Source organism: Pectobacterium aroidearum (assembly GCF_041228105.1).
Lineage (GTDB): Bacteria > Pseudomonadota > Gammaproteobacteria > Enterobacterales > Enterobacteriaceae > Pectobacterium > Pectobacterium aroidearum.
On sequence record NZ_CP166097.1, the window covers coordinates 2,543,432 to 2,561,002 of the forward strand.

General features: G+C 52.1%; 17 protein-coding genes. 10 read left to right on the top strand and 7 right to left on the bottom strand.

The window, feature by feature from the left end; all coding sequences use genetic code 11:
* Positions 1–79: 79 nt before the first annotated feature.
* On the bottom strand, positions 80–1,093 hold the full coding sequence (locus AB8809_RS11635) for a LacI family DNA-binding transcriptional regulator (protein ID WP_349856449.1): 1,014 nt from the start codon (positions 1,091–1,093) through the stop codon (positions 80–82).
* 494 nt (positions 1,094–1,587) lie between these two features.
* On the opposite strand from AB8809_RS11635, the gene ascF reads away from it, so the two are divergent.
* The 6 genes from ascF to zigA all read left to right on the top strand — a co-directional run bounded on the left by ascF (position 1,588) and on the right by zigA (position 8,040).
* Positions 1,588–3,048, top strand: a complete 1,461-nt coding sequence (gene ascF / locus AB8809_RS11640; RefSeq protein ID WP_181844934.1) for a PTS cellobiose/arbutin/salicin transporter subunit IIBC — start codon at positions 1,588–1,590, stop codon at positions 3,046–3,048.
* A gap of 30 nt (positions 3,049–3,078) precedes the next feature.
* Complete coding sequence (locus AB8809_RS11645) at positions 3,079–4,509, top strand: 6-phospho-beta-glucosidase (RefSeq protein WP_181828584.1); 1,431 nt, start codon at positions 3,079–3,081, stop codon at positions 4,507–4,509.
* Positions 4,510–4,751: 242 nt separating this feature from the next.
* On the top strand, positions 4,752–5,552 hold the full coding sequence (gene hisN / locus AB8809_RS11650) for a histidinol-phosphatase (protein WP_181828583.1): 801 nt from the start codon (positions 4,752–4,754) through the stop codon (positions 5,550–5,552).
* Between the two features lie 60 nt (positions 5,553–5,612).
* A complete protein-coding gene (locus AB8809_RS11655; protein WP_180779027.1) occupies positions 5,613–5,999 on the top strand; it encodes a VOC family protein in 387 nt (128 codons plus the stop codon).
* Positions 6,000–6,015: 16 nt separating this feature from the next.
* Entirely contained in the window at positions 6,016–6,432 is a 417-nt protein-coding gene (locus AB8809_RS11660) for a hypothetical protein (RefSeq protein ID WP_181846807.1), read from the top strand.
* 384 nt (positions 6,433–6,816) lie between these two features.
* Entirely contained in the window at positions 6,817–8,040 is a 1,224-nt protein-coding gene (gene zigA / locus AB8809_RS11665; RefSeq protein WP_349856448.1) for a zinc metallochaperone GTPase ZigA, read from the top strand.
* 188 nt (positions 8,041–8,228) lie between these two features.
* Here zigA and AB8809_RS11670 read toward each other — a convergent pair whose 3' ends face one another.
* Genes AB8809_RS11670 through AB8809_RS11680 form a run of 3 tightly spaced genes read right to left on the bottom strand, consistent with a single transcriptional unit; the run spans position 8,229 to position 10,899 of the window.
* Complete coding sequence (locus AB8809_RS11670) at positions 8,229–8,840, bottom strand: hypothetical protein (RefSeq protein ID WP_349856447.1); 612 nt, start codon at positions 8,838–8,840, stop codon at positions 8,229–8,231.
* A gap of 23 nt (positions 8,841–8,863) precedes the next feature.
* Entirely contained in the window at positions 8,864–10,009 is a 1,146-nt protein-coding gene (locus AB8809_RS11675) for an AAA family ATPase (protein WP_349856446.1), read from the bottom strand.
* Positions 10,010–10,014: 5 nt separating this feature from the next.
* A complete protein-coding gene (locus AB8809_RS11680) occupies positions 10,015–10,899 on the bottom strand; it encodes an RNA ligase family protein (RefSeq protein WP_180778991.1) in 885 nt (294 codons plus the stop codon).
* Positions 10,900–11,398: 499 nt separating this feature from the next.
* Between AB8809_RS11680 and AB8809_RS11685 the strand changes: the two genes are divergently transcribed.
* The gene (locus AB8809_RS11685) at positions 11,399–11,992 is read left to right on the top strand and encodes a hypothetical protein (protein WP_349856445.1); all 594 of its coding nucleotides are present in this window, start codon (positions 11,399–11,401) and stop codon (positions 11,990–11,992) included.
* Here AB8809_RS11685 and AB8809_RS11690 read toward each other — a convergent pair whose 3' ends face one another.
* Entirely contained in the window at positions 11,993–12,124 is a 132-nt protein-coding gene (locus AB8809_RS11690; RefSeq protein ID WP_349856444.1) for a hypothetical protein, read from the bottom strand.
* A gap of 101 nt (positions 12,125–12,225) precedes the next feature.
* Here AB8809_RS11690 and AB8809_RS11695 point away from each other — a divergent pair, with 101 nt between their 5' ends.
* Positions 12,226–13,290, top strand: a complete 1,065-nt coding sequence (locus AB8809_RS11695; RefSeq protein WP_349856443.1) for an MBL fold metallo-hydrolase — start codon at positions 12,226–12,228, stop codon at positions 13,288–13,290.
* A gap of 179 nt (positions 13,291–13,469) precedes the next feature.
* Here the strand turns inward: AB8809_RS11695 and AB8809_RS11700 are convergent, their stop codons facing one another.
* Together AB8809_RS11700 and AB8809_RS11705 are read right to left on the bottom strand one after the other, a co-directional pair.
* Positions 13,470–14,705, bottom strand: a complete 1,236-nt coding sequence (locus AB8809_RS11700) for a HAMP domain-containing sensor histidine kinase (RefSeq protein WP_349856442.1) — start codon at positions 14,703–14,705, stop codon at positions 13,470–13,472.
* Positions 14,706–14,730: 25 nt separating this feature from the next.
* Positions 14,731–15,426, bottom strand: a complete 696-nt coding sequence (locus AB8809_RS11705) for a response regulator transcription factor (RefSeq protein WP_180778987.1) — start codon at positions 15,424–15,426, stop codon at positions 14,731–14,733.
* A gap of 117 nt (positions 15,427–15,543) precedes the next feature.
* On the opposite strand from AB8809_RS11705, the gene AB8809_RS11710 reads away from it, so the two are divergent.
* Positions 15,544–17,193 carry a phosphoethanolamine--lipid A transferase gene (locus AB8809_RS11710; RefSeq protein ID WP_349856441.1) on the top strand — a complete coding sequence of 550 codons (1,650 nt, stop codon included), beginning with the start codon at positions 15,544–15,546 and terminating at the stop codon, positions 17,191–17,193.
* Between the two features lie 51 nt (positions 17,194–17,244).
* Positions 17,245–17,496, top strand: a complete 252-nt coding sequence (locus AB8809_RS11715) for a hypothetical protein (protein ID WP_015840356.1) — start codon at positions 17,245–17,247, stop codon at positions 17,494–17,496.
* Positions 17,497–17,571: the final 75 nt, after the last annotated feature.

Here is a 17,571-nt window from a genome sequence, read left to right on the forward strand (position 1 = left end):
AGCGGACTTAGCTGCTGAAAGGGACATTCGGCGTTAAACGGGGTCTGAAACGACCCCGCATCGCATTCAGACGGGTTGGTTACAAGTACGGCCCGTTCTGAATGGAATCTCTGACCCGGAGTTCGGACAAGAACAGATTGTCTTTCGAGAAATAGCCGCCGTCCAGCATCGCGATCAGGCGGTTAATCACTTCGTTGATCATATCGCTTACCGGATCTTTGACGCTGGAGAGTGACGGCTTTAAAAACGGGGCGGTGGGAATATCATCGAACCCGACGACAGAAACGTCGTGCGGTACGGCAATGCCAGCGTCATCCAGCGCTTTTATCGCGCCAATTGCCATGTCGTCATTGCTGGCGAGAACGGCGCTGAACGAGACCCGATTATCGCGCAGCGTGGTAATGGCGAGCGATCCGCAGCGCGGCGTCCATTTTCCTTTCACAATCAATTCATCCCGTACCGTGATATTCGCCGCCGTCAGTGCCTCTTTATAGCCGGAAAGGCGTTCGATCGCGGTCGGCGAATCCAGCGAACCGGTGATAAAGGCAATATCTCTATGGCCGCGTGCGATCAAATGCTGCGTGGCGTTATAGCTGGAACCTTTGTGATCGCAACAGATGCAGTGGCTCTGGTGCTTACGCAGTTTACGGTTGACCACCATGATCGGCTGCTTGTGTTTCTCGATGATGTCATCCATTTCATCCACGCTAAGAAAACGGGGATAGATGATAATCGCATCACAGCGCAGCCCCAGCAGGAATTGAATCGCGGCTCGCTCTTCATCGGCGCTGTGTTTGCCATCAACCAGAATCAACTGACGCCCATTATCCTCCAGTTTCTTGGCGGCCAGTGACAGCAGCTCGTTAAAATAGCTGCCGTTATAGAGCGTGTTAGTCACTACCAAACCAATACAAGCGGATTTGCTGGTCGCCAGATTCCGTGCCAGTAAATTGGGCCGATATCCCGTCTCCTCAATGGCCTGATAAACCAGCGCTTTGGTTTCTTCACTGGTATAGCCTTTGCCCGATAGCACGCGCGATACCGTCGCTTTTGATACGCCTGCTTTCTTCGCCACTTCCTGCATTGTCGACATGGGACATCCTGGGACGTTGAACACCTGTATCATTTTACACACTTTATATCCGTCATACTTCAAGTTGCATGTGCGTTGGCTGCGTTTAGTCACCCGAATCACTTACTTGAGTAAGCTCATCGGGATGCCTTCTCTTGCCGCCTGCCTGAAACTCGAATTATTTAGGATATGGACTGGCAGCAGGGTGATGAGCGCAGAAGCGAGGCTAGCGGGTAAAGGAAGAGGCTATTCACGACGATCGTTATCACATAAGTAAAATATTCATAACAAATCTATTGAAATTGAATCCACATATAAACACTATCATGTGGAACCGGTTACCCATTAGCGTTTCATCACGTTATAGGGAGCAGGAATACCGGCATGAATACTTTCATAACTGTATGAAACTGAATAATAAATGTGCGTGCATCAGGTAATGTCCCCGTTTCGAACGCGTTAAGCCGTTTGTTGATTCAGGGAGAGCGTGCGCGATTACGAGAGATTGTCTATCCATGTCAAAGAATTATGCGGCTGTATCCCGTTCGATCGTCGATGCCATCGGTGGTGCTGATAACATCGCGGCCGTGACACACTGTATGACCCGCCTGCGCTTCGTGCTGAAAGATAACGATGCAGCGAATGTGGCTGAATTGAAGGCGATAAGCGGCGTGTTGGGCGTCGTAAAAAACGATAACCAGTGCCAGGTCATTATCGGCAACACCGTTTCTCAGGCCTATGCCGAGGTGGTGAAGCTGCTGCCGGAAGGCGCGGCGGCGGAAAAAGCGGTGCCGGTGAACAATAAAATTACGCTGCGACGCATTGGTGCGGGCATTCTGGATGCGTTGATTGGTACGATGTCGCCGCTCATTCCGGCGATTATCGGCGGATCGATGGTGAAATTGCTCGCCATGATCCTGGATATGACCGGCATATTTGAGAAGGGATCTTCCACGCTGACGATTCTGAACGTGATTGGCGACGGTGCATTCTTCTTCCTGCCGATCATGGTGGCAGCATCTGCGGCGGTAAAATTCAAAACCAATATGTCGCTGGCGATTGCTATCGCTGGGGTGCTGGTGCATCCGACGTTTATCGATTTGATGGCAAAAGCGGCACAGGGGCAGCAAGTGGTGTTTATGGGGCTGTCCGTTACCGCGGTGAAGTACACCTACACTGTGATTCCGGCGCTGTGTATGACCTGGATTCTGTCTTACATTGAAAAATGGGTAGATCGCATTACGCCTGCGGTGACCAAAAACTTCCTGAAGCCGATGTTAATCGTGCTGATTGCCTCCCCGATTGCCATCATGCTTATTGGCCCGATTGGAATCTGGATCGGTAGCGGTATTTCTGCTGTCGTCTACACCGTGCATGATTATCTGGGCTGGCTGTCCGTTGCCATCATGGGTGCCATTTGGCCGCTGCTGGTGATGACCGGTATGCACCGCGTGTTTACCCCGACTATTATTCAAACCATCGCCGAAACGGGAAAAGAAGGCATGGTGATGCCGTCTGAAATTGGCGCGAACCTGTCGCTTGGCGGTTCTTCACTGGCGGTCGCCTGGCGCACCAAAAACCCGGAACTGCGCCAGACGGCGCTGGCCGCGGCCGCCTCGGCGATTGTTGCCGGGATTTCTGAACCCGCACTGTACGGTGTAGCTTTGCGCCTGAAGCGTCCGCTGATCGCCTGTCTAATTACCGGTTTCATCTGTGGCGCCGTTGCCGGTATCGGCGGGCTGGCCAGTCATTCAATGGCATCGCCGGGGCTGTTTACCAGCGTGCAATTCTTCGATCCCGCGAATCCGATGAGCATTGCCTGGGTGTTCGGCGTCATGATTCTGTCTGTCGTGATTTCTTTCTTCGTCACCTTGCTGCTGGGCTTTGAAGACATTCCGGTAGAAGAAAAGCCGGAAGAGAAACGCGTGCAGGGTGATGATTTTTCCGCGCCGCAACGCGCCACGAACACGAATTAAATGAAGCACTAATACGAAGGAGAATAGCGTATGTCTGCATCAACATTTCCCAATGGGTTTTTATGGGGGGGCGCGATTGCGGCCAATCAGGCAGAAGGCGCGTACCTTGAAGGCGGTAAAGGGCTGACGACGGTAGATATGATTCCCCACGGCGTGAATCGTTTGCCGGTGAAACTGGGGCAAGAACCGCGTTTCGCGCTGCGCGAGGATGAATTTTATCCCAGCCATCAGGCGATCGATTTCTATCATCGCTATAAGGAAGATATCGCGCTGATGGCGGAAATGGGGTTCACGGTGTTCCGTACCTCCATCGCCTGGAGCCGACTTTACCCGAACGGGGATGAGCTGACGCCCAACGCGGAAGGCATCGCCTTTTATCGCGATATGTTTGCCGAGTGCAAGAAATACAACATCGAGCCGCTGGTGACGCTGTGCCATTTCGATGTGCCAATGCATCTGGTCACTGAATACGGCTCATGGCGTAACCGGAAAATGGTGGAGTTCTTCGCTCGTTACGCCCGAACCTGTTTTGAAGCCTTTGACGGGCTGGTGAAATACTGGCTAACGTTCAATGAAATCAATATCTTGCTGCATAGTCCATTTTCCGGCGCGGGTCTGGTCTTTGCCGATGGTGAAAATCAGGAGCAGGTGAAATATCAGGCTGCGCACCATGAACTGGTGGCGAGCGCGCTGGCGACGAAGATTGCGCATGAGGTTAACCCGGAAAATCAGGTCGGCTGTATGTTGGCTGGCGGTAATTTCTATCCGTGGTCGTGCAAACCGGAAGATGTCTGGGCGGCGCTGAATAAAGATCGTGAGAACCTGTTCTTTATCGACGTGCAGGCGCGCGGCACCTATCCGGCATATACTGGCCGGCTGTTTAAAGAGAAGGGCATCACGATTGCGTCAGAGCCGGGCGATGATGAGATTCTCAAGAACACGGTAGATTTTGTGTCCTTTAGCTATTACGCCTCTCGCTGCGCCTCGGCAGACATGAACGAGCACAACAGCAGCGCGGCGAACATCGTTAAATCGTTAAAGAACCCGCACATCAAGGCGAGTGAATGGGGTTGGGGAATCGACCCGCTGGGCCTGCGGATCACCATGAATATGATGTATGACCGCTATCAAAAGCCGCTGTTTCTGGTAGAGAACGGGCTAGGTGCGAAGGATGAGATTAACGCACAGGGCGAGATTGATGATGACTATCGCATCAGCTACCTGCGTGAGCACATCAGCGCGATGGCGGATGCCATCGGCGACGGAATTCCGGTCATCGGCTATACCTCATGGGGCTGTATCGATCTGGTTGCGGCTTCCACCGGTGAAATGAGTAAACGCTATGGGTTCATCTATGTTGATCGCGATGACCGCGGCGAAGGCACATTAGCCAGAAAGAAAAAGAAATCGTTCTACTGGTATAAGAAAGTGATTGCCAGCAACGGCGCCGATCTGAGCTGAATGAAGTAGTCTCGTTTAGCTATTCTTGTTATAGCCCTCTAACGGTAACGTTTGGGGGCTATTTTTTACCCAGACATTTTTTGCCCAGATACAGGGAATATGAATTGTAGTCTTTTGCTTGATTTTGCATGTTTAGTAATATTAATTATGATAATGTCTCATAATCGAGCAATAGTGAGCATTGTGGTTTATTATCAATGTCCAATAATACCGTCATATAAACGCGCAGGAAGGTAAACACCATGAGTCAGTTGCTTCCCGATATTGCCTTCTTTCATGAACTCGCCAGGCTGGCCAGTCAGGAAACGTTACCGCGTTTTCGTTCTCTTACCGCCAATCAAATTGAAACCAAGCCAAAAGAGGGTTTTCGTTTTGATCCGGTGACGGAAGCCGATCGGGAAGCTGAGCGGGTCATCCGTGAGCACATCACGCGCCATTATCCCGAACACGCGATCATGGGGGAAGAATTTGGCCTGAGTGGGGAAGGCCCAGTGCGTTGGGTTTTGGATCCGGTTGATGGCACCCGACCTTTCTTGTGTGGGCTACCCGTGTGGGGAACGCTTATCGGTCTGCTGCACCATGAACGTGCCGTAATGGGGATGATGAGCCAGCCGTTTACCGGAGAGTGTTTCTGGGCTGATGGTTCACAGGCCTGGCGTAGCGACCGCAATGGGGAAGTGCGTTTAAGCACGCGCAAAGGTGTGTCGCTCGAACAGGCGATTTTGCACACAACTGCGCCAGAAGCGCTGAGCATGCACCCGACCGTTCGCTTTACTGCACTCACCGAATGCACGTTGATGACGCGCTATGGCGGAGAATGTTACGCCATGGCGATGCTGGCGGCAGGCCAGATTGACATCTGCGTGGAATTTGCATTGCAGCCCTACGACATTGTCGCGTTGATCCCGATTATTGAACAGGCGGGCGGTATCATCACCGATCTCAACGGGCAGCGAGCGGAGGCGGGTGGCACGGTAGTTGCGACTGGTAACCCAGCGCTGCATCAGCAGGTTTTAGCCATTCTGAACGGAACGCGGTCATAGCCGCCGTTTTGTATCACTTACCCCGATGATGTGAAAGACAACGCTTAAGAAGGAATCATGATGAAAGTGGCACACGTTGCGTTATGGACGGCCGACTTGGCCGCGCAGGCAGCATTTTGGCAGGAATTTTTCGCCGCTCAGGTCGGAGAAAAATATGTGAGCCGGAATCGTCCTGGGTTTGAATCGCATTTCGTTCAACTGAGTGAAGGGGCATCGATTGAGTTGATGACGCTGCCGGTGTTGGCGGAAGCGTTAACCAATAAAGAAAGCTGCGGCTGGGCGCACGTGGCGATTTCTGTCGGAAGCAAGGCGGATGTCGAGGCATTAGCCAGCAAAGCGGCGGAGCGCGGCATTTTGGTTGCCCCACCGCGCATGACGGGAGACGGTTTTTATGAGGCAATCGTCAGCGATCCTGATGGTAATCTAATCGAGATAACCTCAGACTGATCCGGAACCCTTCCGTATGCTGCACAAACTGTCCTCATTCGATCAACAACATACCGCGATGCTGATTTACGTCGGTGAAATTCGGTTTGGTCCGCCTTATTTTTCACTCTCGATTGACGGTAACGCTCTGGAAGGGCGCGTTTTTGGCAAGGAACTACTGTGGTCGCCGGATTCACGCTATCTGGCAGTGCAAGAGTGGCTCTCCACGGCGGAACGCGATGGCCCGCAAACGGCTTTACTCTGTATTGATGTGATCGAAGAAAGGCAGTGCCAGATTTCTCAGGCGGCGGGAGGATTTATCGTCCCCATACGTTTCGAGGACGATACGTTGATCTATGAAAAACAGTATTTTGGTGCAGAAAGGAACGGTACCACAGAATACGAGATCCCATTTACCGCGCTTTCGCGCTGGAGTGCGCTGCGGTTGGGGTGAACTCTCAATCTTCCCACTGGAATAGCTCATCGAACTGTGTGACGTCACGATCGGTGAGCATCGTCGGCACGTGAGTGTCGGTGGGCAGCAACGCTGTCAACTGCTCCTTATAAGCGCAAACAAGCCCCCCTTCTCTAGTTCTGACTGAACCTGCTGGCTCAATGCAATAACAGCGGGTGTCTCCAGCCTATTTCTTAATATGATTAAACAAAATCAAACGCTCAATGATTTTTCATGTCTTATTTGTTATGTTATAACATAACAAATCAAGCGCGGGTGATTATCGCGGCGAGTGTTTAAAAGCGAAATATTCATGGTGCTGAATCATCCCGCAGCGAAAAAGTAAAACTGCAAACGACTTTAAATCATCAGAGAGTGTGAAATATGGCTGACGTAGTAGCTCGACAGAGCGCAGATGCAAGATTACCTGTGACCGTACTATCTGGCTTTCTCGGTGCGGGAAAGACCACGTTACTTAACCATATTCTGAATAATCGCGCTGGTCTCCGCGTCGCGGTGATCGTCAACGACATGTCAGAAGTGAATATTGATGCTGCACTGGTGAGGGAGGGTGGCGCTGAACTTTCACGGACGGACGAAAAGTTGGTGGAGATGAGTAACGGCTGTATCTGCTGCACGTTGCGTGAAGATCTACTGATCGAGGTTAATCGGCTGGCGAAAGAAGGGCGTTTTGATCAGTTGGTCATTGAATCAACCGGTATCGCGGAGCCGCTTCCTGTCGCAGAAACGTTCACGTTTGCGGGTGATGATGGAGAAAGCCTTTCTGAAGTGGCGCGGCTGGATACGATGGTGACCGTTGTTGACGGATATAATTTTTTAAAAGATTACGCTTCAGTGGACAGTATCCGCTCTCGTGGAGAATCGTTAGGAGAGGGTGATGAGCGCAGCGTGGTGGATCTGCTGATCGATCAGATCGAGTTCTGCAATGTGGTTATTCTCAACAAAATCGACCTTATTGATGTGGCGCAACAGCAGAAGCTGGTTGCGATTATCCGTTCACTGAATCCAGGTGCGAAAATACTTCATGCACAATTCGGAGCTGTGCCGTTGAACGAGGTGCTCAACACAGGATTATTTGATTTTGACAAAGCGGCGCAGGCCCCCGGATGGTTGAAAGAATTACGCGGTGAACATACGCCTGAAACTGAGGAGTATGGCATCGCCAGTTTTGTTTTTCGCGCGCGTCGACCATTTCATCCTGCCCGCTTCGCGCAGGTCATGGAAAATTCGCTCACCGGGGTTGTCAGATCCAAAGGCTATTTTTGGTTAGCAAGCCGCCCGGAATATGCCGGCTCGTGGTCTCAGGCAGGCGGCGTGGCGCGTCAGGGGCTGGCTGGTTCATGGTGGGTCAGCGTGCCAAAAGCAAAGTGGCCGACAGATAGTGAATCGCTCAATTACATTCGTTCCATATGGGTGGATGGCGTGGGTGATGCGCGGCAGGAACTGGTGTTTATCGGTATCGATATGGATGAACTCACGTTGCGAGCCCGTCTGGAAACCGCGCTGCTGACGGACAAAGAAATGGCAGAAGGTCTGGCGGTGTGGTTAGATTATCCGGACCCGATAGAGCCCTGGTTTGCGTCATAAAGCGTGGGGAATCTAGAAAAGATCTGATTTTTCAGATGGTGGGGGATTTATCGTCCCCGTGCGTTTCGAGGACGATAAATTGATCTATGAAAAACAGTATTTTGGTGCAGAAAGACGCAGTATTACCGAATACGAGGCTTCGTTTACCGCGCTTCCTCGCTGGAGTGCGCTGAGGCTGGGTTAAACTCTCAATCTTCCCAATGGAACAGCGCATCGAACTGTGTGAAGCCACGATCTGTGAGCACCGTCGGCACGCGAGTGCCGGTGGGTAGCAGCGATGTCAATTGTTCCTTATAAGCGCGCAGAAGCCCACGCTTCTCCAGTTCTGATTGAATCTGTTGGCTTAATGCAATAACTGCGGGTGTCTCCAACCTATCTAGCATTTCCAGTTCCGGAAGCGCCTGATAACCGCCGCCGTGAACATCCCATTGTTTCTCGCTTTCCATAAAAACGAAATAGGGTGACAGGCGGCTCAATAGAACAGTTAATCCGGTGTGTTCTTCACCATAGCGAACTGGGCGTTTAGCATTGAAATCCGGCGTGTTCTTATAAAACCAGGCGTCGACAAAAGAGGCATAGCCAGAACCGTAGTGATTCCATTCTATCCTCGATTTGGTGTTGGTCAGGCGCATGACCTGCGCGCAAACCCCTTTAAAATATTTGTCGATTGCCTCTTCATCATTGCTTACCCAAGGATATTCATCAGAAATACACTGTGCCACGGGCTGTAAAAGACACGTGATATCGTTCGGTGAAAGCAACGGCGAGACGATGTTATTACTTTCTGAAGCACGTGCCATTTTTCTCTCCTTAGATTAATTGCTTAGCTTTCATAGCGAACAACATGTGCTTCCGTCGGTGCGGGAAGCTCCCATTTGGTTAGCATACCTTGCAGTGTTTTATTGCTCAACGTGGTGTCCCGTTTACCGTTGCGACGCAGTAATTCCTGACGCGGGCGCTCTAGATACACGATCTCCACTTCTGCGCCGTAGGCATAGCACAGATCCAACGTGCGGGTGCGCATTTGCTGGCTCAGATGCGTGGCATTCCACACGAACGGTTCATGCGTTCGCAGCAGTGAACGTGCTTTATCGGTTGCCCAGTGCACCGCTTTTCCTTCATTCTCGCCGTGTTTCAACCCCAGTTCTGTTCGCGCATCGTCGAACGAAACCACAGGTAAATCGCGCCGATGCGATCGTACCCAAGTGTCTTTTCCCGCAGCGGGCAAACCGCACATCACGGTGACTTTCGATCCCGGCTCCTGAAACAACGGATAGTCTGGATGCACATCAGCACCGCGAAAATAGCTCAGGCGCGTGTGGGCATCGACAAACGATCTCGGCTGGCCGTAACAGCCTTCTTCCCGCGCCAGCTCGCGGAACAGCTCAATACTGTCGAGCACTCGTGACTGATCCTGACAGATGCGCCCACGCATATCGGCTTCCGCCAGCGTTGCCAGCAGCGGAATGCTTAACTGCCACGATAATTCGCGAATCGTAAAGAGTGGCGACATCCGACGCCGCTCATCTTCAAGGCAGTAAAACGGCACCTGATGCACCGAAATTAAGCGACAAATCGCTTCCCGAATTGCAAACGGAACGCCGGCATCCCACAGCAGCACCCGAGCATCGATGGCGCCTTTGCGTGAATGTCCCGGTTGACCAATTTGCCCTGTCACTGGGTCAATCACTGTCGTGCGGTATTTCGCAACGTCATGCAGCAATGCGGCAATAAACAAGATTTCCTGCTGCTCGCGAGTGGCCGTCTGGTAATCGGGAAGCTGCAATAGCGATGCGATCACCATCATAGTATGTGTCCAGACATCGCCTTCACCGTGGTAGCGCGGCTCCTGCGGCGTTTCTTTGGCGCGTTGAAGCACCGGAAACGCGTCCAGACAATCAGCAAAATCTGGCTCTGCGCCAGAAGCGGGGACCAATCCCCTGATGGTATTCCAATCCATGATTGTCATACTCCTTATTTATCGGGCATGGCGGCGGCGAGTGCATCCAAAGAACGCAGCGTATTCAGCCCCAGTATTTCCCAGGATACGGTTGGACAAGGTGCGTACAAATCAACGCCTTCAGCCAGTTGGTTCGGCAAAATAGGGCGTCGGGAATGGTGCGAGCCGCTGTCCAGAATGGTCTGGATGAAGTCATGGCGTACCAGCTTGTAGCGCGCCAGTACCTGTTCATCATCTTCCACCTTCAGATACAGGCCTTCCGAACGATCCGATTTATCGGTTTGCTGCCAGCACAGCGCGAGCGGCAAACTTTCACGCTGCACGGTGGATTCAAAGACGGTCTTCCAGTCCTGGCTTTTTGCCAGAGAGCGGAACACCAGCTTCCACAGCAATGCCGGATTTGTTGGCATCTCCCCGGCATAGAGCACCGGAACGGACAACACAGGCGAGCCGGCTAGCATTGCGTGTCGGCGGGCCGTCGATAAAAAAATGCCGTCACGACGATCGTAAATATCAAACTCATGAAAGTAGTGCGGTAAACGGTCATAAAACACGGAATGCTTGCTGTAAGCCCATTCGCCGTACATCACGAAGCGGTCTTCCAGTAGCTCAAGAAACCGCATTTCGTGCGCGGTGGCCCAGATCTTGAACTGGTTGAATTGCCGTTCCCGCGAGCCGCCAGCCAGATAGTGGCCACGCGACTGAAGCAAGAGTTCAGCCGTTTCATTAAAGGACACGCCGCTGTTTGCGCCGTCGATCTTTTCTTCGATCACGACGTAACGGCCTGCCAGCGCTTTCAGTGCGATTTGGTCCGACGCATCATCGCCGGGCTGTAAGCGCGAACCTTCCAGATGAGGGGTACGCGGATACTTTAATAACGGTATTGAATGTAAATTCATATTTTTCGCCTGCTGCGTTATTGGCGCAGCCAGGCCCATCTACGGTAAAAAAGAGGGCCGACGAACGTGTTCTGGCGCGAGTCAATAGCTGGCCGCTGGCATTCCAGAGGTCAGAGTCGCGGGGGAGGAAGCGGGAGATTCATTCTCTGCTCCGCACAATAGCGGGGAAAGAAGGGAACTCGTACCGCAGCCAACGCTGGCGCAGACTGCGCCGAATCGAGGCTGCTTAATGCAGTCGTCGGCGGTTAGTGGGAGGCTGACGTACAGGGCACTTTGGGGCTCCAAGTAATGCATTGAGGATGAGTAAACGGCGCGATTCTAGCGAAGGAATCCTCCGACAACAAGTTTTTGTATAAAAAATGCTATTCTTTCCTGTAGTTGTAGAATGCGTTGCTGTGCGTAAACGTGGTAAAAAGGCCAGAGGTTATCCGCGTTAGCGTACTAAGAATAACGCGTGGTGGGATAGGGGAATGCACACAATGAATCGTCGAGGAATATAATGAAAATCAGTGTGATAAAGAAAGGGATTGTGGGACTGTTACTGGCGCTGCCGTTGTACGGTGTCGCAGAGACAAAAGATCCCGATTTGTTCGTCGGCTACACCACGCAGGATTTGACCGATGCATTACCTGCGCAACTGCTGAACATGATTCAGCGAGAAAAAGTGGTCGATGCGGCAAACCACATGGTGCAGACCGAATATGTCGATCCTACGACAGGCAATAAGGCGCTGGTTTCACTGTATATGCTACCGCCAAACAGCAAGGGCACGATTCCCATCGCTTCGACGCCCAGCGATCTGGATGCGGTAATCGCCAGCACGGAAAAAGAGATGCTGCGCCAGCTTATCAAACCCGATCAGCGCGCGGGGAACATTGACGATGCGACGCCTTTTCGCTGCTTACAAACGATTCTGAACAATAAGGTCCTGCATTCGCTGTGTTCGACGCTGATTAAAGGGCGCGTGCTGGAAGTGCAGGCCATCAATACGGTCGAAAATATTCAGGATGAAGCCGGGCTGCATAAGGTTATCGGACAGCAGAATGAGTTCGTTATCGGGATGGGAAAAACGCTGCTGGCGCTGAAAAAATAATCAGGCCTGACGCACCAGAACGGGCGTCACGGTGACAGACTCATCAGACCCTAAAAGCGAAGACGAGCGCGCCTTCGCTTTTTTTGCACCAAAAATCCCTTGATACGCTCTTGCCAGATTCCTGGCGTTCATGCATAACTGCCGGAGCCAGAGAGCCGATACCTGAAATTATCATTACGAAAACGTACGCATTACAAACAATTTTCATCACGAAACGACACCGGATAAACCTTATGCTTTTGTTACTCGTTTTGGCTGTGATTGCAGTGGTCGTTTACGGCTGGTTAAAGCAGCCACAATATGTGTCACCAGAGGTAGAACCCCAACCGGAAAACCCACTCTTTCGCGATGGTGCGTTTCATAACCCGGTCGCCCGCCCAACGGTGGCGAGTCAGAACCGCTGGGCTCTGCTGTACCGCTTTCTTTTTGAGAAAGATGCTGGTGCATTGCCCGATACCCGCCTGCCGTCGGAAAAGACCGATCTGCATCAGTTAAGTAAAACGGAAAACGTCATTATTTGGATGGGACATTCCAGCTATTTTATTCAACTGGAAGGGAAAACTTTCCTGCTGGATCCGGTATTTAGCGACAACGCTTCACCAGTGCCGCGTACTAATATCGCCTTCAAAGGCAGCAATGTGTATTCACCGGAAGACGTTCCCGAAATCGACTATCTGTTGATTACCCACGATCACTGGGATCATCTGGATTACCCCACTCTGAATGCGCTACGCGGAAAAATACGCCGCATCGTCACGCCAACCGGTGTGGGTTCCTATTTTGTAAAGTGGGGTTTCCCACAGAAAGATATTACGGAAGGTGGCTGGTTCAGCAACCTGAAAGAGAACGGGATAGAAATTCATGTGCTGCCGACACAGCATTTTTCCGGCCGACTCCTCAAGCATAACCAAACGCTGTGGGGATCGTTTGCGTTGATCACGCGACAGCATCGGTTGTATCTCGGCGGGGACAGCGGCTATGGCGCACACTACAAAGAGATCGCCGCGCGTCTGGGCGGGTTCGATATCGCGATACTGGAATGCGGACAATACGATCGGGACTGGCCTCATGTGCACATGACGCCGGAAGAGAGCGCACTGGCTGCCAATGATTTGCGGGCTAAAGCGGTACTACCGAGCCATAACAGCAAATTTAAGTTGGCGCACCACCGCTGGAACGATCCGTTGGAGCGTATTTCGCAGGCGAGTGAAAATCAGGACTGGCGGCTGATGACGCCGCGCATTGGTGAACGTGTTCAGGTTGATAACCCGCAGCAGTCGTTTAGTCAGTGGTGGTAGCACTAAGGTTCGTATGAGCGGGAATCACTGTGCTGCAAACATAATACGTAGGCGTTATTCGGGGTTATTAATGAAATGACCCGTGTTGAGTGACAAACAGAATGGCTGCTCCCACCCGTCTGGATAGACGTTGAGATAGGTGGAAACAGACCACTTTTGATAAATACCGCCATTCCCGATTATGCCGCGCAGCGCATTTCCAGCGTAAAGCGGCAGCCTTTTTCTGAGCTTTCGACCGCCATGTTCCACCCCAGATGCTCCACGATGCGCTGCACAATGGATAAGCCAAGCCCTTCGCCACTTTCACGTGAGCTAGGCAGAAAACGTTGAAATTGCTGCGGGTCGATGCTGGGCGGCAGGCCTGGCCCGGTGTCAGAAATGATCAGAGTTGTGCCATGCAGGGCAATGCGCACTTCGCCTTCATCCGTGTACTGGCAGGCATTGCGCAGTAGATTCCAGACCACACTGCGCGCCAGTTCGGCATTGGTGTGCACATGGACGTTTTGCGGGACATCCAGTGTGAGTGCCACCGGCTTTTTCGCCAGCCAGGGGTGGCAACGCGTGATGCATTCCTCGAACAATGGACGTAGAGGCACGTCGGCGAGAGGTAAGGTTTGCGGATCGCGCGAAAGCAGCAACAGGCAAGTCAACTGGCGTTGCATTTCCTGCGTAGTGCGCACGATGCGCTCAGCACTAGGCATCAGGTGACTACCGGTAGGCAATTGGTGCACGATGGTTTCCGCCGCACCGCCAATGATGGCCAGCGGTGTGCGCAATTCATGGCTGGCATCGCTCACAAAGCATCGCTCTCGCTGCAGAAACCGCTCCAGCTCATCGCTGTGTTGCGCAAATGCGCGCGCGAGCACGCCGATTTCGTCACTAGAATCCTGAAAAGGGAAGGGTTTTTGCTTGCGTTGCACGACGTCGGCCAAGCGTGTGATGGGAACGGTAACGCGTGCTGAAGTCAGTCGTCCAATCCAGAACGCACACAGAATGCACAGCAAGATGACCAGCGGCGCGAAGCCGTCAATCATGTACTCCAGATACTCGTAATCCTTACCATCCTGCAACAGGTAGTAGCGCCGATCGTTGAGTTCAAACACAAGCAGGTGCCAGCCAGCGGGTTTTTCCATGCGGTGGTAGCCCGGTGCGTACTGACGCAGAACATCGGGCGCGCTCTGCGCATCATAGAGCAGATTACCTTCAGGCATGATAGGGGTGATGCCTTTGGTAATATCAGCCTCCAGCCGAGGCTGCACCTCGTTGCGCAGATTCTCCGAGATCACATAGGCTCTCAATTCATCGTAGTCGAGTTGATCCGCGACAACCACAAATGCCATAACGGCTACCATCAGCAGCACGAAGGAAACCATAATGCGCGTCTTGAGCGTCACCTGTTGGTAAATGGATTTCATGATGATTACTCTGCCCTTTATATGATTATTCCGGTGCAGCCTTTTCAGGCTTATGCAGGCGTAAACCTACGCCATGCACCGTTTCTATCAGCGCAGATGTGAAGTTTTTGTCAATCCGCTGACGCAAGTCATGAATGTGTGTGCGCAAAGCGCCACTGTCAGGTGGTTCGTCGCCCCAAAGTAAGTACTCCATCTCCTGTTTTTTAACGACATCAGGTGCGGATCGTATCAGGCACAGCAGCAATTTATGCGTGGTAGGGGTCAGGTTGATAGTGTGGCCCTGTCGCTGGGCCTGTGGGGCACGGGTGTCCACCTGTAGATCTTCCCAGACTAGCGTGCCTTGCACCTGTCGGCCTTGGGAGCGGCGCACCAGTGCCTTGATACGCGCGTCCAGTTCCTTGAGTGAAAAGGGTTTCACCAGATAATCGTCAGCGCCCAGGGCAAGGCCCTGCACGCGGTCATCTATCGGATCGCGTGCGGTCAGCATCAACACCGGTACCGGGTTTTGAAATTCCTGGCGGAGTTTTCGGCACAGCGTCATGCCGTCCAGTCGCGGTAGCATCAGGTCCAACAAAATGGCGTCGTAATCATTTTGCGTGGCCATACGCAGACCAGTGGCACCATCGCGTGCATCATCCAGCACATAGCCCAGCGGCTCGAAAAATTCGTATAGGTTGGCCACCAACTCCGGGTTGTCTTCGATGATGAGCAGACGTGTCATAGTAAGCAGACTTATAGATAAATAATCGAAATTATAAATAGATAATCGATATCCTAACAACTTCCTGACATACGCTTTTTGATACTACGCGCACTTTCAACTCATTGGGGATTGCGCGTGTTTCAACGTCTGTCATCCTTGCGGCTCAACCCGATACAACTGACTTGGGTAGCCGCTCTGTTCTTTACCACCATTGGCAACGTTGGACTGTGGCAAATGCTATGGTCCAAAGTGGAGATTAACAGCCTGCACAGCTTGCTGTTTTTCATCAGCCTACCGGTTTTCTTTTTCTGTCTTATCAACCTGTTGCTTACGCCCGTTCTGGCATTACCTTACGTGCGCAAGCCGCTATTGGCACTATTGGTCGTCATCAGCGCCAGCTGCAGTTACTTCATGTTCAACTATAACGTGCTGATCGATCGCAGCATGGTGCAGAACGTCTTCGAGACCAATCAGGCAGAACTCGCCTCGTACTTTTCAATTCCCTTGCTGCTCACCATTCTTGTACTGGGTGTGCTACCTGCGGCGGTGATGGTTTGTTTACCCACCAAACAGACTGAGCATCCCTTGCAAAACGCGCTATGGTGGCTGGGCAATGTACTGGTGACATTCGTCGTGCTGGCTGCGGTGACGATGCTGTTCTACAAGGACTACGCCTCGTTGCTGCGCAACAACCTGCAAATCAGGGATCAAGTGCTACCCTTCAATTTTGTGCGTAACACCAACGGCTACCTGAAACGCTACCTGAAACGCACGACATCTCAGCTGTTGCGAACTGTGGCAGAAGATGCCACGCGCCCTGAGACCGGGGAGCGGCCCAAACTCGTGATTGCCGTGGTGGGGGAAACCGCGCGGGCACAGAACTTTCAGCTTAATGGTTATCCGCGAGCGACCAATCCATCTCTGTCGCAGCGTGAAAACATCATCAGTTTCAAAAACGTCTCATCCTGTGGCACGGCTACGGCCATTTCACTGCCCTGTATGTTCTCCCGTATGACTCGTACGCAATACGATGAAGTACGTGCAGCGACGGAAGAGAACCTGCTCGATATCCTGCGACGCACCGGTGTGCAAATACTTTGGCGAAACAACAATAATGGCGGTTGTAAAGGCGTGTGCGAGCGCGTGCCCACCGATGACATGCCGATACTGAAAATTACTGAACAATGCGTCAACAAGGACGGTACCTGTTATGACGACGTACTACTGCACCAACTCAGTTCACGCATTGATGCCATGTCGGGCGACGCATTAATCGTGCTGCACCAGTTGGGCAGTCATGGGCCAACCTATTTCGAACGTTATCCGGCGCAGGAAAAAATCTTCAGCCCCACCTGTGATAGCAACCAGATTCAGAAGTGCAGCAACGAAGCGCTGACCAACACTTACGACAATACGCTGGTCTACACCGATCGGATGTTGGGTAAAACCATCGATTTGTTGCAACGCTATTCGGGGCAACGTGATGTAGCCATGATCTACCTTTCCGATCACGGTGAGTCCTTAGGTGAGCGCGGGATCTACCTGCATGGCACTCCATACCTGATTGCGCCTAAAGAGCAAACGCAGGTGCCCATGGTGATGTGGTTCTCACCGAAATTTGTGCAAGATGCTGGTTTCAATCTTGCCTGCCTGCGTAATAACGCGGACAACAAAGATTACAGTCACGACAATTTTTATCACTCCATGCTGGGCTTATTTGGTGTTCACAGCCGCGTATACCAACCCGAACTGGATGTGTTTTCGCCATGTCGTGAGGCGATTTGAGTTGTTTCGTTACTCAGCCGTTAGCCTATTCACTCTCATAAGGAGTATCTTGTGTCAAAAATCAACGTGGAAAAATTCGCTGCTGGAAGTCTGGAAAACAGTTTTGGTGTGCCCGCATTCGCCGTAAACATGCTTGCTCAGATTTTGCCAGCGTCTGCAATGAGTGAACTTGCGAGTCGAGGTATAGACATCCAGGCTATTCTCAGCGCCAACAAACTGGGTACGCTATATTCCTCTTCGTTCGAGGTGACCGAGGAGGGAGTGCAAAAAACAATCATCATATCCGTTACCACAAGCGGGTGATAAGTCCCACTCCCGTCAACGTCCCTGAGTCACTGTCGCAACGAGTGTGAAGTCACCAGCCGCGTCTCATTTTTG

What these genes read in the sequence shown, in the direction of transcription:
- AB8809_RS11680 (WP_180778991.1), bottom strand. Translation starts at nt 10,899, where the DNA reads ATGAATTTACATTCAATACCGTTATTAAAGTATCCGCGTACCCCTCAT.
- AB8809_RS11660 (WP_181846807.1), top strand. Translation starts at nt 6,016, where the DNA reads ATGCTGCACAAACTGTCCTCATTCGATCAACAACATACCGCGATGCTG.
- AB8809_RS11655 (WP_180779027.1), top strand. Translation starts at nt 5,613, where the DNA reads ATGAAAGTGGCACACGTTGCGTTATGGACGGCCGACTTGGCCGCGCAG.
- AB8809_RS11645 (WP_181828584.1), top strand. Translation starts at nt 3,079, where the DNA reads ATGTCTGCATCAACATTTCCCAATGGGTTTTTATGGGGGGGCGCGATT.
- AB8809_RS11695 (WP_349856443.1), top strand. Translation starts at nt 12,226, where the DNA reads ATGCTTTTGTTACTCGTTTTGGCTGTGATTGCAGTGGTCGTTTACGGC.
- AB8809_RS11685 (WP_349856445.1), top strand. Translation starts at nt 11,399, where the DNA reads ATGAAAATCAGTGTGATAAAGAAAGGGATTGTGGGACTGTTACTGGCG.
- AB8809_RS11700 (WP_349856442.1), bottom strand. Translation starts at nt 14,705, where the DNA reads ATGAAATCCATTTACCAACAGGTGACGCTCAAGACGCGCATTATGGTT.
- AB8809_RS11675 (WP_349856446.1), bottom strand. Translation starts at nt 10,009, where the DNA reads ATGACAATCATGGATTGGAATACCATCAGGGGATTGGTCCCCGCTTCT.
- hisN (WP_181828583.1), top strand. Translation starts at nt 4,752, where the DNA reads ATGAGTCAGTTGCTTCCCGATATTGCCTTCTTTCATGAACTCGCCAGG.
- AB8809_RS11670 (WP_349856447.1), bottom strand. Translation starts at nt 8,840, where the DNA reads ATGGCACGTGCTTCAGAAAGTAATAACATCGTCTCGCCGTTGCTTTCA.
- ascF (WP_181844934.1), top strand. Translation starts at nt 1,588, where the DNA reads ATGTCAAAGAATTATGCGGCTGTATCCCGTTCGATCGTCGATGCCATC.
- zigA (WP_349856448.1), top strand. Translation starts at nt 6,817, where the DNA reads ATGGCTGACGTAGTAGCTCGACAGAGCGCAGATGCAAGATTACCTGTG.
- AB8809_RS11635 (WP_349856449.1), bottom strand. Translation starts at nt 1,093, where the DNA reads ATGTCGACAATGCAGGAAGTGGCGAAGAAAGCAGGCGTATCAAAAGCG.
- AB8809_RS11705 (WP_180778987.1), bottom strand. Translation starts at nt 15,426, where the DNA reads ATGACACGTCTGCTCATCATCGAAGACAACCCGGAGTTGGTGGCCAAC.
- AB8809_RS11690 (WP_349856444.1), bottom strand. Translation starts at nt 12,124, where the DNA reads ATGAACGCCAGGAATCTGGCAAGAGCGTATCAAGGGATTTTTGGTGCA.